Annotated in this window: 15 protein-coding genes; 4 read left to right on the forward strand and 11 right to left on the reverse strand. The window is 44.3% G+C overall.

All coding sequences use genetic code 11. The features are described 5' to 3' along the window. Positions 1 to 5: 5 nt before the first annotated feature. From rbsK to rbsD, 5 genes are all read right to left on the reverse strand, one after another. On the reverse strand, positions 6 to 926 hold the full coding sequence (gene rbsK, locus HUO09_RS03710; protein ID WP_188233008.1) for a ribokinase: 921 nt from the start codon (positions 924 to 926) through the stop codon (positions 6 to 8). Positions 927 to 1,071: 145 nt separating this feature from the next. Then, a complete protein-coding gene (gene rbsB / locus HUO09_RS03715; RefSeq protein WP_167411731.1) occupies positions 1,072 to 1,950 on the reverse strand; it encodes a ribose ABC transporter substrate-binding protein RbsB in 879 nt (292 codons plus the stop codon). Between the two features lie 57 nt (positions 1,951 to 2,007). Then, positions 2,008 to 2,991, reverse strand: coding sequence for a ribose ABC transporter permease (gene rbsC, locus HUO09_RS03720; protein WP_188233009.1), 984 nt, complete (start codon positions 2,989 to 2,991; stop codon positions 2,008 to 2,010). Further along, the gene (gene rbsA / locus HUO09_RS03725; RefSeq protein WP_167411729.1) at positions 2,988 to 4,493 is read right to left on the reverse strand and encodes a ribose ABC transporter ATP-binding protein RbsA; all 1,506 of its coding nucleotides are present in this window, start codon (positions 4,491 to 4,493) and stop codon (positions 2,988 to 2,990) included. The genes rbsC and rbsA overlap by 4 nt, the downstream gene beginning before the upstream one ends. A 33-nt stretch (positions 4,494 to 4,526) precedes the next feature. After that, the gene (rbsD, locus tag HUO09_RS03730) at positions 4,527 to 4,946 is read right to left on the reverse strand and encodes a D-ribose pyranase (RefSeq protein ID WP_188233010.1); all 420 of its coding nucleotides are present in this window, start codon (positions 4,944 to 4,946) and stop codon (positions 4,527 to 4,529) included. 386 nt (positions 4,947 to 5,332) lie between these two features. Between rbsD and HUO09_RS03735 the strand changes: the two genes are divergently transcribed. Beyond that, positions 5,333 to 5,581, forward strand: a complete 249-nt coding sequence (locus HUO09_RS03735; protein ID WP_167411727.1) for a DUF1289 domain-containing protein — start codon at positions 5,333 to 5,335, stop codon at positions 5,579 to 5,581. Positions 5,582 to 5,603: 22 nt separating this feature from the next. Here the strand turns inward: HUO09_RS03735 and HUO09_RS03740 are convergent, their stop codons facing one another. The 4 genes from HUO09_RS03740 to HUO09_RS03755 form a co-directional block, all read right to left on the reverse strand. Next, positions 5,604 to 5,831 carry a hypothetical protein gene (locus tag HUO09_RS03740; RefSeq protein ID WP_167411726.1) on the reverse strand — a complete coding sequence of 76 codons (228 nt, stop codon included), beginning with the start codon at positions 5,829 to 5,831 and terminating at the stop codon, positions 5,604 to 5,606. Between the two features lie 177 nt (positions 5,832 to 6,008). Further along, positions 6,009 to 7,106: an ABC transporter permease gene (locus tag HUO09_RS03745; protein ID WP_188233011.1), complete on the reverse strand. Its 1,098-nt coding sequence runs from the start codon at positions 7,104 to 7,106 to the stop codon at positions 6,009 to 6,011. Then, positions 7,103 to 8,029 (reverse strand): ABC transporter ATP-binding protein, encoded by a 927-nt coding sequence (locus tag HUO09_RS03750; protein ID WP_188233012.1) that lies wholly within the window; start codon positions 8,027 to 8,029, stop codon positions 7,103 to 7,105. Before HUO09_RS03750 ends, HUO09_RS03745 begins: the two co-directional genes overlap by 4 nt. 8 nt (positions 8,030 to 8,037) lie before the next feature. Beyond that, entirely contained in the window at positions 8,038 to 8,982 is a 945-nt protein-coding gene (locus HUO09_RS03755) for an HlyD family secretion protein (RefSeq protein ID WP_167411723.1), read from the reverse strand. Between the two features lie 317 nt (positions 8,983 to 9,299). On the opposite strand from HUO09_RS03755, the gene HUO09_RS03760 reads away from it, so the two are divergent. Together HUO09_RS03760 and HUO09_RS03765 are read left to right on the forward strand one after the other, a co-directional pair. Beyond that, positions 9,300 to 12,185: a polysaccharide lyase family 8 super-sandwich domain-containing protein gene (locus HUO09_RS03760; protein ID WP_188233013.1), complete on the forward strand. Its 2,886-nt coding sequence runs from the start codon at positions 9,300 to 9,302 to the stop codon at positions 12,183 to 12,185. 194 nt (positions 12,186 to 12,379) lie between these two features. Then, positions 12,380 to 12,544, forward strand: coding sequence for a hypothetical protein (locus HUO09_RS03765; RefSeq protein WP_188233014.1), 165 nt, complete (start codon positions 12,380 to 12,382; stop codon positions 12,542 to 12,544). A 33-nt stretch (positions 12,545 to 12,577) separates the two neighbouring features. Here the strand turns inward: HUO09_RS03765 and HUO09_RS03770 are convergent, their stop codons facing one another. Both HUO09_RS03770 and HUO09_RS03775 read right to left on the reverse strand, forming a co-directional pair. Further along, positions 12,578 to 13,252 carry a hypothetical protein gene (locus tag HUO09_RS03770; RefSeq protein ID WP_188233015.1) on the reverse strand — a complete coding sequence of 225 codons (675 nt, stop codon included), beginning with the start codon at positions 13,250 to 13,252 and terminating at the stop codon, positions 12,578 to 12,580. Positions 13,253 to 13,404: 152 nt separating this feature from the next. After that, positions 13,405 to 15,033: a methyl-accepting chemotaxis protein gene (locus tag HUO09_RS03775; RefSeq protein ID WP_188233016.1), complete on the reverse strand. Its 1,629-nt coding sequence runs from the start codon at positions 15,031 to 15,033 to the stop codon at positions 13,405 to 13,407. Between the two features lie 530 nt (positions 15,034 to 15,563). Here HUO09_RS03775 and cowN point away from each other — a divergent pair. Continuing rightward, complete coding sequence (gene cowN / locus HUO09_RS22465; protein ID WP_262926939.1) at positions 15,564 to 15,686, forward strand: N(2)-fixation sustaining protein CowN; 123 nt, start codon at positions 15,564 to 15,566, stop codon at positions 15,684 to 15,686. Positions 15,687 to 15,693 lie beyond the last annotated feature (7 nt).

The following is a 15,693-nucleotide window of genomic DNA, read 5'->3' on the forward strand; positions in this document are numbered from 1 at the left end:
ATCCTTTACTTTTGTTCAGCTAAGAATGCATCAACCTCAGAGCGTTGTGGGATAGAGGTCTGCGCACCAAAGCGGGTGACAGAAATCGCTGCGGCTGCATGTGCAAATTTAATTGCTGATTCTAAAGGCATTTCTTCTAACAAGCCAGTAACAAAAGCACCGTTAAAGGTATCACCAGCTGCAGTTGTGTCTGTCGCTTTTACTCTGAATCCTGGAATAATGATGCCTTTGCCATGCTGACTTAACCAGACGCCTTTGGCACCGAGAGTAATCATGACGGTTTCGATCCCTTTACTGTGAAGGACATCCGCCGCTTTCTGTGCTGATTCATCGTCGCAAACGGTAACACCTGTCAGCACTTCCGCCTCAGTTTCATTCGGTGTAATGATATCGACGCAGCTCAACAGTTCGTCTGGCAATTCACGTGCAGGGGCAGGGTTCAGAATGACCTGAGTCTGCGCACTTTTTGCTACTTGAGCGGCTTGAATAATCCCATCTAGTGGTGTTTCAAGTTGAGCAAGCAGGTATTGCGCATTACGTATTTGCTCAAGATGCGGTTCAATGGCTTGTGCGGTCAGCTTTGCATTCGCTTCGGCAGAAATACAGATGCTGTTTTCGCCGCTGTCAGAGACCTGAATCATCGCGATACCCGTAGGGCAGTTTGGTTGGAGTTTGACCCCTGAGACGTTGATGCCATCTACTTTAAAGCTTTCGCGAATGTTAATGCCGAACGGGTCATCACCCACACAGGCAATAAATCCGACATCGGCTTTCAATCGAGCTGCCGCTACAGCTTGGTTTGCACCTTTGCCTCCTGGTATCACTTGGTAATTGCGGCCGTGAAGTGTTTCGCCTGGGCGAGGAAAAGTCGGTACTTGAAGAACATGGTCTGCATTGACACTACCGAATACCACCAACTTATTCATAGAAGAAGTCCTCAGTGTTTTAGGAAAAAAGAGAGGTTTAAGGTCTTTATTTACTTAACACGTTAAAGTTTAAACATTAAAACTGTCTTTTTTCACCCTCCCCGCAAGGAGAGGGTGCGATTAGAAATTAAGAATTGATTCGCAATTACTTAGTGATGACTTTTAGTGGAACTGGGATGTACTCGTCCACTTTTTCGCCTTTCAGTACTTTGTCAGCGGTTTCTACACCTAGCGCACCGATCATATCAGGCTGTTGAGCGACAGTAGCGGCCAATTTGCCACGCTGTACTGCTGCAATACCGTCGTCTGTGCCGTCAAAGCCAACAATCATGACGTTTTTACCAGAAGCCTGAACTGCGCGAAGTGCGCCTAGCGCCATTTCGTCGTTCTGTGCAAATACCGCTTCAACATCTGGGTTAGCTGCTAGTAAGTTTTCCATTACGTTCAGACCTTTCGTGCGGTCGAAATCTGCTGGCTGGCTAGCGAGTAGTTGCATTTGGCTGCCTTTAACCGCGTTCATAAAGCCTTCACCACGCTCACGAGCTGCAGATGTACCAGCAATACCTTCCAGTTGAATAACTTTGGCTTTCTCACCCACTTTTTCCATGATGAAGTGACCCGCCATTTCGCCGCCAACAATGTTGTCAGATGCAATGTGGCTCACAACGTCACCACGGCTTGCACCACGGTCTAGTGTTAATACTGGAATCTTAGCGTTGTTCGCAATGCGAATTGCGTTCGATACTGCATCTGAATCCGTTGGGTTGATTAGGATTGCTTTCACGCCACGAACAGTAAGATCTTCCACGTTTGAAAGCTCTTTACTTGGGTCGTTTTGTGAATCTAAAACGATAAGGTTATAGCCGAGCTCTTTTGCTTTTGCTTCTGCGCCATCTTTCATCGTAACGAAGAATGGGTTATTCAGCGTAGAGACGACAATTGCCATCGTATCTTGCGCGTATGCAGAGACAGAAACAGAGGTAGATAGCAGTGCAGCTGAAATCAGAGTTGCCAATTTTTTCATTTTAATTTCCTTATGCTGGGGGAGACCTAACCGAAGTTAGGTCAGTTGTTTCACGGGTTATTTGTTTTTATTGTCTACAAGTACTGCAAGCAGGATAACCACTGCTTTTGCAATCATTTGGTAGTAAGAAGACACATCTAGTAGGTTGAGTGCGTTGTTCAGGAAGCCGATAATCAAAGCACCAATCAATGTGCCCATGATCTTACCGCGGCCGCCGAGTAGGCTGGTGCCACCTAATACAACTGCTGCAATTGCATCGAGCTCATAGCCCATGCCTGCTGTAGGTTGCGCAGACGATAGACGCGATGTCACGATGATGCCTGCTAGTGCTGCAAGAAGGCCACAGATTGAGTAAACGCCGATTTTAACTTTGTCTACGTTGATACCTGAAAGACGTGTCGCTGATTCGTTACCGCCTGATGCATATACGTAGCGGCCAAAACGAGTGTGATTTAGAAGGTACCAAGCAGCGGCAAATACGATTGCCATCAACCATACCGGAACTGGAATACCTAGCATGTAGCCTGTACCAAACCATGCAAATGCATCCGCCGTATCGGTAAAACCAGTAGAGATTGGTCGACCGTCGGTGTAAACCATGGTTACACCACGTAGCAAAGTCATGGTAACTAGGGTTGCGATAAATGCCTGAACTTTACCTTTGGCAATCACGAAACCACTGATTGCCCCTAGTGCAGCACCAGCGATAAGTGCTGTTGGTACAGCAATTAATACCGGAACTTCAATGGCAATAAGACTTGCAGCGAAAGCTCCACAAAGAGCAAGTACAGAACCGACACTCAGGTCGATACCACCAGTGAGAATAACTAACGTCATACCTACGGCGATAATTGCGTTTACCGATGTCTGACGAAGAATGTTCATCAGGTTATCCATGGTAAAAAAGTTTGGGTTTAAAAAAGAGACAACCATGATCAGAAACAGCAAAGCGATCAGTGATTTCTGTTCGATCAGCCACTCTTTACTCAGCCACTTCTTTTCGCTGACAGAATTTATTTTATTCATAGTGTTAGTACTCATGCTGCTTCCTCGTTCACCGTTTTACCCACGGCACACGCTAATAGATTTTCTTGGTTGGCGTCTTTAGCTGAAAACTCACCGCTGATTCGACCTTCATGCATCACAATGATGCGGTCACTCATACCCAAGACTTCTGGCATTTCTGAAGACACCAAAATGATGCTCATGCCTTCCGCTTTGAACTTATTGATTAACTGATAGATTTCTTTCTTCGCACCGACATCGACACCGCGAGTAGGTTCATCAAGAATCAGTACTTTTGGACGGGTCATTAAACCTTTAGCGATAGCCACTTTCTGTTGGTTACCACCGGACAAATTGCCAATGATCTGATTTCTTGATGGTGTTTTGATATTGAAAAGCTGGATAAAGTCTTCCACTGCAATAGCTTCATCGTTGTGTTGAAGCTGAATGCCTTTAGAAAGCTTATTCAAAGCGCAAAGAGACATGTTTTCTTTCACGGACAGCCCCAATACCAGGCCGTCACCTTTACGGTCTTCAGAGATGTATGCGATACCGTTAGCCAATCCGTCTTGAGGGCTGACTGGGTTTATCGTGCGTCCATCTAAATTAATGACGCCACTCTCTGATGGCAGTGCGCCATAAATGACTTTCATCAACTCAGTACGACCAGCACCCATCAAGCCAGATACGCCAAGGATTTCACCTTTTTTGAGAGTAAAGCTCACGTCGTGAACACCGGAGCCTGTTAAGCCAATCACTTCTAAACAAGTGTCACCGTGTTTAACCTCAATACGTGGGTACTGCTCTTCTAGCTTACGGCCCACCATCATTTCAATCAGGCCATCTTCATTGATATCGGCGACTGGGCATTCACCGATAAACTTACCGTCACGTAGTACCGTTACGTCATCACAAATTTCGAAGATCTCTTTTAAGCGATGGGAGATATAAACAATTCCGCAGCCTTGTTCACGCAGTTCGTTAATGACTTTGAACAACGACTCTGTTTCAGTATCGGTAAGCGCATCTGTGGGTTCGTCCATGATGATGACTTTGGATTCGAACGATAATGCCTTGGCGATTTCTACCATCTGTTGTTCGCCGAGGCTCAGTGCGCCTAACTGAGTTTTTGAACTGTATTTTACGTTTAGGCGAGCGAGTAACTTGTCCGCTTGCTGATACATTTCATTCCACAGGATGCGCCCCATTGGGCTGGTTTTTTCGCGACCAAGAAAGATGTTTTCTGCAATCGTCAGCTCTGGGATCAGGTTAAGCTCTTGGTGAATAATGCTGATACCCGCTTGCTGAGAATCTCTTGGTCCTTTAAACGACGCAGGTTGTCCTTGATATTGAATGTCACCAGCATCTTTGGTGTAGATGCCAGTTAACACTTTCATCAAGGTTGATTTGCCAGCACCGTTCTCGCCCATAAGCGCCATGACACGGCCGGGATAGACATTCAGACCTGCTTGATCGAGCGCTTTAACCCCCGGGAAGGCTTTATCAATGTTGCTTAGCGCTAAAATTGGTTGAGTCATGCTCTTTCCTCAATTGTTGAGTGGGAGATGGAATTAAAAAACCACACCAGCTTGGAAAATGACGTTTGCGTACGGGGTACATTCGCCCGTTCTAATAACCGCACGGCTATCTTGAGTGCGTACTTTGAATTCTTCGTGCGACACGTAAGCAACATTGATGGTTTTGCCACCGCGTGACTCTTCGGCTTTGAGTTCTTGAAGTAAAGCAGCATGAAGTTCAGGGCTAACCTGAGAGAACTCGCTGGCCATTACGACCCCCTCAATTTGAGACTCAGACAGAATGACGCGAACGGTCTCTAAGAAACTAGGAACGCCATGAGTCAAGGCTAAATCGATACGCAGTGTTTCTTCCGGAATGGGCAAACCAGCATCGCAGATAGTGATCTCGTCGGTATGACCTAATGTTGCTGTCAAGTAAGAGAGTTCTGAGTTCAGTAGGGCGCTTTTTTTCATTGTTTTACCTTTGTAATCGCAAATGTTTTGTCTTTGGAACAAAGTGTTTTTATCGCTGTAACGGTAAAAAAACAGTTCATCGAAACGTTTCGATGAACTCTAGGCGATTAATTTGAAGCTGAACAGTGAGAGAAATTTCTTGTGTGATAATGATCGACGAAATTGACTGATAGGATGAAGATTAGGTGATCGAAATCACTTTGTTTATAGGTTTATTACCTTTAAGGCGGTCAAACTTACTTAAGAAATGCTAAATCACGCAAATTGGTTAGAATTTGTTGATTGAACCAACGCTTTTCTATACTTATAACTGTAAAAACAGGCTAAAAGTAACAAGCTTGAAACATAAGACTTGATGAACCAATCAGCGAACAGAAGGAATACTCATGGAGCAGCTTGAATTTTTTACTGTGCCCAGTCCTTGTATTGGTGTTTGCTCGATGGACGATAAAGGGTACTGCCGAGGCTGCATGCGTAAGCGTGAAGAAAGGTTTGGATGGCTGGAAATGACGCCAGCGCAGCAAATTCATGTAATCAAACTGTGCAGGCAGCGTTATCGCCGAAAAATGGCACAAAACAAAGCATTAAACGAAGGGGCTCCCGAATCCGAGAGCCCGCAACAATCCTTGTTTTAGGACGATGTAATAATGACTTGGTCTATTTTAAAGACCAAAGATCACTGACCCAGCCACCAGCATGAGCGTCAAAGTGTGCCCCGCTAAATTTGCTGTTCACATCTTTAAAAGGTTCAGAATTACATTGTTCGGACATGATTGCTCGTATATGGCAAGCCATTGGGTCAGTAGGATCGGCGTTGGATGCTTGTGTTCTGATTGCCACTTCTTTGATCAGTTGCAATCGGTAGCTGTTACTCGCGCGTTTCATTTTGACCTCCGTAAACGATGTGACCATTAAAAAAGTTAGGATCTGCTCATTTTTTAGTCAATGCAGAACCTGCCATATTTTTTCTAATGCGTAATCGTTCACAAAGTTGTTTGAGACACCATGCAAGCGTCATTCAATTATGAGTTGCGACAAATTCTCACAGCATAATTCATTGCTCTAATCTAAAGATTTCTTGAATCGCAACGATGCGACAATCAATCCCAGTACGGTAAATCCTGCTAGCCATATCGTATCTTTCCAAAGGTCCGCCAAATCCGCTCCTCTTAGCACAATGCCCCGAATCAGGCGCATAAAGTGGGTTGCAGGTAATACTTCGGATATCCATTGTGCTGCGACGGGCATCCCTTCATACGGGAACATAAAACCTGAAAGCAAAATTGAGGGAAGTAGGATAAATACTGTCATCTGCATGGCTTGAAGTTGAGTGTTTGCCAGCGTCGAAATCATCAGGCCAAGGGTTAAACTCGCAGAAATAAACAGTAAGGTACCAAATAAAATCTGGCTAATATCACCGTTAATGGGTACTGCAAAAATGTAGTGTCCTAAGCCGAGAATGATGAACACCTGAATCAGACCAACAAAGATATACGGAACAATTTTCGCAACCATCAGTTCGATAGGGTGTATCGGCGTTGTGATCAGCAATTCCAAATTGCCTCGTTCTCTTTCACGCACAATGGCAGCGCTGGTAAAGAGGATCATTGTCATGGTCAATATGACGCCTAAAAGACCGGGGACTATATTGACGGCTGAGCGGCGGCTCGGGTTATACAGTAACGTCACTTCGAATGTAGGCGTGATCGCGGGTTTAATCTTGAAATCGAAATCAGTAAGGGGCATGGCTCTCAGACCCATGATAGATCCGGCGATAATGGTGTCTGAACCATCAACCAGCCACTGTCCCAACTCTCTGCCTTCCTGCAAACGTTGAAGTAAGCCTTTTGGCAAGATCAAAGCCGCACGAACCTCTCCTTGTTCAATGGCATGCTCCGCCTGTTTAGCGGTTGCGAATTGCTTGGTCACTGTGACCACTTGTGTGGCTTTGATTGATTCAGTAAGCAAACGGCCAAATGCGCTCTGGCTTTGGTCGACAACGGCTACCGGAATGTTGCGTACATCAGTATTGATCGCATAACCAAATAACAACAGCTGAATCAAAGGAATCATTACCACCATGCCAAACGTGATACGGTCACGGGACAACTGGCGCAGTTCCTTGATCATCACCGCTTTCATTCGAAACAGACTATTCATTGGCGGCCTTTCCCTGTAACTGAGACAAACACATCTTCTAAGCTAGGACGGGCAATCGTCAGCTCCGCAGTGACTAAACTCGGTTCGATGGATTTTAACCACTCGATTGGATTGGTGACTTCGCGATGAATAAGAACACGTAGTCGCACGCCGAGTTGCGCTGCTGAACGAACTTGCGGATATGAGGTTAACGACTCTTTGAGTTTGCGAAGATTTGCCGCCTTTACTTCAACAATGTTCACGCCCATTTGCTGCATGAGTTTTTCCGGCTCATCATCAGCGCGAATTTCACCTGATTCCATGATTGCAAGCCTATGGCAACGTTCCGCTTCATCCATGTAATGGGTAGTGACAAGAATGGTTGTTCCTTGAGAGGAGAGATCAAACAGCTGTTCCCAAAATTCACGGCGGTTTTCTGGGTCAACGGCGGAAGTCGGTTCATCAAGAAACAGCAGTTCAGGGTTGTGCATAGTGGCTGCTGCGAGAGCGAGACGTTGTTTCTGTCCGCCACTCATACTTGATACGCGCTGTTTTCGGCGTTCATCTAAGCCGTAAGTTTTCAGTTGTTCGTTGGTTCGTTGTGTGAGCGCTTTTCGGTTCATACCGAAAATCTGACCCATAAACTGCAAATTTTCTTCAACGGTGAGTTCGTCGTAGAGTGAAAATTTTTGCGTCATATAGCCAATTTTCAAACGCAATTGTTCTGACTGTCTGGGGATCTCTAAGCCCAAAACATTCACAGATCCGGACGTGGGGCTTAACAAGCCAGTAAGTACACGAATCGTGGTGGATTTCCCGCAGCCATTGGGTCCTAAAAAACCATAGATACTGCCTTTGGGTACGTTTAAATTGATACCTTCTATTGCCGTAAAATCGCCAAACTTCTTAACAACGTGTTCTGCCTGAATTGCGTAATCTGTCATTGTCGCTCCTAAGGCAAATCTACTTGCGCAGGAATGCCTGATGGCAAGCTTTGCGCATCATCGGATAAATCAATTTCTGCCAGATACATTAATCGCGCTCGTTCATTTTCAGTCAGCGCGTAGTAGGGCGTAAATGAAGGTTCGTTTGCTATCCAACGCACTGTGCCTTGGTAGGTTTGTTCCAAACCATCCACATGCACTTGTAACTGTGTCCCTTGAGTCAGCTTAACTCGATAAGGTTCTGGTACGTATACGCGCGCATAGGGGGAATTATTGGCTTGAACCACAGCCACAATACTGCCGACAGAAACACGTTCGCCTAGATTGTAAGGAAGATTATCAAGTACACCATCACGGGTCGAGATAATGGTCAGCTCATCGAGTTTCTGCTGTTGTACCGCAGTGTTGGCTATGGCTGCATCCAGTTCTGCTTTTGCTTGTTCAATGTCTTCTAAGCGAGTGCCTGCAGTGAGTTTTGCAAATTCTTCTTTTGCAGAGTCAAGTTCGGCTCTTGCTGAGTCTCTGGCGGATAAGGCGGTATCTTTTTCTGATTCACTGATGAGGTTTTTGGACACCAGCTCTGCTTTGCGGCGATAGTTTTTGTTTGCTTCGGTCAACTTTGCTGTTGCTAAGGTCACTTTAGCTTGCGCTACGGCAATGTCTTCTGGGCGTTCACCATTAGTCAGCTTGGTCAGATAAGCCTTTGCTTTTGCTTGTTGTGCAATCGCTTGTGCAAGCATTGCTTGTTGGCTGGTGGTATCCAATCTAACCAATACGTCGCCAGTTGTAACTTGACTGCCTTCCTTTACAGGAAGCTCCCTGATGATCTCGTTGCTGGTGGCCGAAAAAGTAACTCTATCTCGTTCCAATGTCCCGAGAGCTTGAGGACTTTCGTCAGCGGTACAGGCAACGAGCAGCGGTAAAAGGAGCAACAAAGCGCCGAGTGATTTCATAACAGGCTCCGTGGAAATCCAATAATTAGTCGATTAGAAAACAAGCAGTATAAGTTTATGTTCATTAAGGGCTTTCATGCACTCATTATTAACAAAGGGTGTGAGCTAAGAAACCTCATTTCTCACAATCAAGTCATTCCAGCTCGATTAACTTCTCGCAATGCATCCCGATTGAATATGCTTCGCAGTTATTTACGGAACATGAAGACAATTTTTATCATCAGTCTCAGAAAGCCGAAGAGTAAGTAACGTACGGTTTCGCTTCCTTTTTATGATGCGACCCAGTTTATCAACTGGTTAATAAATAAGGATAAAACGTGAAGACTTTCAAATATTCACTTTTAGCCATTTCGTTAATGGCGGTGATTGGTTGTAAAGAGAGTGCTCCTACCCCCGAGGCTCAAAAAAATTCTAAAGGAGCGACCCAAGTGACTCAAAACGATGGATCCGAGCACAGGGAAAGAAAAGTCAACACTCAAGACTTTGAAGTTTTGAAGCAAAGAGTTATTCCTGATTTTGTCGCAAGCTCTGAAGCTTCAGCTAAGAAACAAGGTAAGACATTGGCAGCATTGAGCGATGAATATCTCGCTTCGATTTCCGAGCAAGGATCATGGGCGGATGTTAATTACCAGCAAGTTGAAAAGCCGGGGTGGCAACCGAGTTTACACTTGGACCGTTTAGTGATTATGGCGGCTCAATACAATAAGAATCCGTCGCCGGAATTAGGTAAATCGGTCAGTAACGCGCTCACCTATTGGCTAGATGCGGATCCGAAAAGCTGGAACTGGTGGTGGCACGACATCGGGATTCCAAAACGCATAGGTTACAGTGCAGTGATGGCTAAAGAGGCTTTAGATGGCGTTTTACTCGAAAGGATTGCTCGCTATTTGCCTGATACACCAAACTACTCGCCAAATAACCCCAACAGCCCGATCCCGAAAGCGGCGAACCGAACAGATATTGCTTTAGCGGTATTAAACAGAGGTTTACTCACCGGAGATGCCGAAATGGTCGGCAAAGCAATTTCAGACATTGAAGAGACTATTGCTGTGAGCACGGCAGAGGGGATTCAGCACGACTACTCTTTCCATCAGCACGGACCACAACTTTATACGTCTGGTTACGGCCCTGTGTGGTTTGATGCCGCAGCAAAATGGGCGAGTTTTGTTGATGGCTTACCATGGCAATTTGCAGCGGAGAAAACAGAGATTCTCGTATCGTACATGATGGATGGGCAACGTTGGTCTAAACGTCATGGTCAGTGGGACTACAACACGATGAGTCGAGGCATTAGTCGCGTAAAAGCAACGGAATATATGGCCGAAGCTGCAAGAGGGTTTCCCGAAAACACACCCATGGATTTAGTTGCTAAATGGGCGCCAGAACGAGCTCAAGATGCGCAACATTTTAAAAGCCATGAGTTCGGAGATGCAGGTTCAGGATTAAATGGTTTTAAACACTTCTGGCGCAGCGATTATTCAGTGAAATCCGCCGATGGACATATGTTCAGTATCGGAATGAACTCTCAACGAGTTGAACCAGCCGAAGCAGGTAATGGTGAAAACTTAAAAGGATTCTGGCTTGGGTTCGGTAGTACCTTCTTGCTACAACGTGGCAATGAGTATCACAACATCTTCCCTGTATGGGATTGGTCACTTGTTCCGGGTGTTACCGCTCCTGAATACGTAGGGCAAGCCGCAGATTGGGGACGCATCATGCAGCCGGATGTGTCGTTTGTGGGAGGTGTGTCCAACGGCAAGTTTGGTGTTACCGTGATGGATATGGATATTGACATTCGACATGCAGAAACGGCGCATTCAACTCAGCCAAATTTCTATAAGTACGGAGAAGGGAAAGGGCGAACCCAAGCGAAGAAAGCATGGTTTAGCTTTGCGGATGAAGTGGTTGCCCTTGGTGCAGGTATTTATTCTACCCACCATGAAAACGTCAATACATCGGTTAACCAAGTTCTGCTTAATGGACAAGTTACGGTTGATGGCAAGACGCTCGAACATGGGCAGCGTGTACTTTCTGACAGCAAATGGGTACACCACGATAACGTAGGTTATGTGTTCCCTGAAAACTGGCATGGCAAGCTTTCCAATCAGACACAAACCGGTGATTGGAATTCCATTCGAACCGCGAATAAGTCCGAATCAGTAAGTAAAGAAGTGTTTACTTTGTCGATCAGTCACGGAGTTAAACCGGAGAATCAAAGCTATCAATACATTATGGTTCCAGGATCGCAAGCTGAACAAGTTGCCATTTATGCATTGAGCATTCCGGCATCCGTAATAGCAAACACCGAAAAAATTCAAGCGGTTACACATAAAGGCCTTAATGTCACGGGGATTGTTTTCCACCAAGCCGGAGAAGTGGAACTGGGTGAGGGAACAGTAGTAAAAGTTAACCTTCCAAGTGTGCTTCTCATTGATGAAAGTGGTGAAAAACCTTTGTTGAGTGTGTCGACTCCAGGTCGAAGCTTTGCGCCTCTTGAATTAACTCTGGAGTCTGCAAAGTATGGCAACGTGACTCATTCTATTTTGACTCCGGGTGGTGAGGCAGAAACAGGACAAACACTGACGTTCTCTTGGGAGGAGAAAATTGACAATTCGTCTCGCCATGCCGCACTCGTGCAGCAACAAAAAGCGTTAGCGAGCCAAAGCGAGTTTGAACTGTTCGCCGAAGCGGACACGGAAGTTCAAGGTGGTCGCTATGCGGATGAAAATTTCGACATTGTTTCTCGTTGGGATTTGTATGTTGGTCAAATAGCTGACAAAGAATCGCAAGAGGCTAACGCTACCAAAACTTCAAAATCGCTGCTTAAGTTTAATCTAGAACGATTAAAGGATACGCCAGTTAAGAAAGCGATGTTGAAACTCCATGTTCGTGACGTTAGCGGTGCGGCAGAGCAAGTCATTAACTTACTTAAACTGGACAATACCGACTGGCATGAAAGTTACGTTACATGGAATGATGTTGATGGTACGGCATTGCCAACCAATCAGGCTTACACCATTAGTGACAAAGACAAGAAACAATGGGTTGAGTTAGACGTGACGGAACTTGTTGAAATGGCTCGTAAGCAAGGTGTTTTAAGCTTGATGCTTGAGAATGCAAGCGAAGGTTTTGTCGCTTTCGGATCGGATGAAACCGAGCAAATTCCAATGCTGGCAATCGAACGAGTGGTAGATACTCAATAGCAGAGTGATGAACAACAAATAGATGTTGTTGAAGTACAAACGGTGGTCAATGACCACCGTTTTTTATCCCTATTACTTTGTTGCCGTTCTTCCAATAACGAAAAGCCTGTTTCGTCTGTTTTGGATCAAAGTAGAGTAGGTGGGTTGCCGCTAAGGTAAACACAGTTTTCGCTAAGTTGATGGAGACAACTTAAATGAACAAATGTGGACAGTGTCGACAATTTTCCCGCACGCCTGACAATCAAAAAGATTTGTGTGGTGCTTGGGAGCAACCTACCTCTGCAACGAGAGTGGCGTGTGAGTACTTCATGCCGAAAAAGCCACTTCGCAATGTGGAACCGATAACGAAGCAGCCTTAGCGTTAGTTCAATATTCCTACTTGTTAAATGCCTCTATTGCTTAGCTTCCAGTTTGTCCAGCAGCGCTTTTTTCGGTTTTGCTACTACACCGTAAATGAAAGCGACGGGTAGACCTACTGCCAAAAGCAGAATGATAGACACCACGATAATCAGGGTAATTACCAGTTTCCACATCACGCTATCCAACACATTCAATGAAATGCTTGGGATATGGTCTTTGGATACATCAAACAGTTTTTCTGTGTTGCTGACAAAATCAGGATACTGTGCCAGCATTTCGAGCACGTCGTTATTGATGGACTCAAGGCTAAGCGCAATTCCTGCTAAGGAGTCGTTAACCTGAGGCAGTTCGCGAGCCGTGTTAGGAATAGTTTCCAGCATGGTATTCACAGAGTTGGTCAACTGAGTAGCACTTCCAATCATTTCAGATAGCTTTTGTTGGTTATCTGGCGACAGTTCCACATCACTTTTCGCTAAGGTGTCCAACGAGCCTGATAAGGCTTGCATCGCTTCAGCCAACTTCTGAGTGGCTTCACCGACGGTGGTTAACTCAACATTGACTGAGTTTACGTTGACATCTAGAACGGGCGATTTAGCGGGTTTAGCCTCTGTTAACGGAGCTTCGGCTGCAAAAATAGAGGCGCTAAAAAGTAGAGAAAGAAATAGCCCTAAAGTAGGTAACCTGCGGGAGAGGATGTTCGCTTTCATCATGTTGCCTTAGTAAGTGGAAGATAACGTCATTATAACCATGAAACTAAGTACATATAGTTCCGCATCCCTTATTTTTTTACAGTATTAATGGTGAGAAAGTGAAAAGGAGCACAGGTAAGTGCTCCTTTTTTGATGTTCGGGAGTGAGGGTTAACCGATTTTAAACTGGCCTACATCTTTAGACAGTTTATTAACTGAACTGCCTACCCGTTTCGCTACTTCGTTAATCTCATTAGACAAACCTTGGCTCACTCGGTTTTGTTCGTTTAAGTGTTCAAGGTTGGTGCTCAACTCTTCTGACACACTGCTTTGCTCCTCAGTTGCTGTGGCGATCTGAGTTGCCATGTCACTAACGATTGTTGCGGAAGACTGAATTGATTCAAACATTTGCTGAATGTTTAGCGATAACTCAACGTTCTTCTCAACACGGTTTGAACCATCTAAGATTGAACTAACCGCATCTTTTACACCACTTTGTAACTTGTCGATCATGTTCTGAATTTCTTCAGTGGATTTTTGCGTTTTGCTTGCCAGAGAACGAACTTCGTCAGCAACCACTGCGAAGCCTCTGCCTTGTTCACCGGCTCGCGCTGCTTCAATTGCGGCATTAAGAGCGAGCAAGTTAGTTTGTTCTGCGATGTTACGAATCACTTCGAGTACTGTAGCGATATTGTTTGATTCACTCGCCAACTGCTCAATCACTTGGTTGGCTTTTTTGATGGAATTCGCGAGTTGGTTAATCTCATCCACTGAGTTGTCAATAATCTTCATACCCTGAGTGGTGAGCTCTGCGGTGTGATCCGTTTCGTTCGCTGTGCTTAGAGTCCGTTCTGCCACTTCGCGAATGGACACACTGAACTCATTCACCGCCGCAGCGATTTGCTCAATGCTTCTCGTTTGTTCATTACTTACACGTTGAGCATTCTCGTGAGTATTTGTAAGTTGAACCGCATTGTTTTCTAGCGACGTGCTGCTTGACGATATTTCAGAAATGAGGGTTTGCAGTTTAGCCACAAAATCATCGAATGCCGAAGCCAACTTACCCAGTTCGTCCGTGCGTTTGGAGTTGATGCGTTGTGTTAAGTCACCATCTCCTTCGCTGATCTCTTTGATACGTCGAGATAGATCATTGACACTGCTGACCAGCACTTTAGGAACGACATAACTTAACGCTCCAGTAAGGATGATGATGAAGGTTACGAATATCAACATGTAGAGCTCCATTTTTGAAGTCTCTTCTGAGAATTCATTTACTTCGACGTTGGCCTGTGAATCTAGCTCTTGACTGGCAATATCATAGAGATCTCGTAAACTCTGGAAATCATCAGAAACTGTTGAACCAAGTAACGCTTCAGCTTCTTTGGTATTACCTTTATCTACCAGTTTGAAAAACTCATTCGATGACTGCTCCCATTTTCTAAAACGGTTTTCAAAGTCATTCACTTTGCTCGTAATTGCAGGGTGGTCATCCATCAGATTTTTAAACTTCATCATGCGGTCATAAGCTTGCTTAGCATTGTCTTTGAAGTCTTTTAAATCGTCTTGCCCCGGACTGAGCAAATAATGGAGTTGAGCAACATAAGCTTGATATAAATCTCGGTCTGCATTGAGAACGAAAGAAACAGAAGGAAGGAACTGATGACCAAAATCATCTACACCTTTGTTTAGTTTTTTGGTTAGCGTGCCGTAGGTTAGAAATAAGATAATGAGCGATAAAACTGCAATCCCCATTGATATAGAAAGTTTCGCTCTAATGCTCTTTGTTACTATCCCGAACATAAATCACCTCATGTGACAAAAATGCAAGTACAACACTGACGATTTATTTTCTTATTATTTGTTTTAATTTAATTGATAAACAAAACAACTGCAATGCAGACAGCCAATATGCATCAATACATGAAAGTGTGTGGATAAAACGTGAATGTTGCTTAAATAAATATTTCTGCGTTTGAAAGTTGTTTTTTGTTAGCTAATTGTTCTGAGGATGTTCGTTTAGAAGTGGTATTTGTTTTGATAAAAATATATTAGAGTAAATACGTCAATTAAAAAATCATTAAAATAAAATTTATGTAAATAAAACATAGTGTTAGTGGTTTTGTTTCTGTTTTTTACTTTTATTTCAAGGTATTAAGTTAGGGAATGGTGAATGTCAAATGCAGATTCGGTTCTTTCTATCTCTTTTTAAATGTCGGATGTAATCAAAATGTCGATTGTCTAGTGTTGTTCGCGATAAAAATATAGATGAGAAACATGTTTAAGTACAGTGACATAGTTATTTTCGTAATAAATAGAAAGAGTAGATAAATATGGATAGAGACAACCTAAATGTTGTCGAAAACCCATTAAACGTTTTATACAGCTATTTTGTAGAGTGTGATGACAGTGATGCACTAGATCTTCTCTACAAGTTGGAACAAGGATGTTGCTAGTTACCAA

Origin of the sequence: Vibrio sp. Y2-5 (assembly GCF_014596725.1) — a bacterium.
Lineage (GTDB): Bacteria > Pseudomonadota > Gammaproteobacteria > Enterobacterales > Vibrionaceae > Vibrio.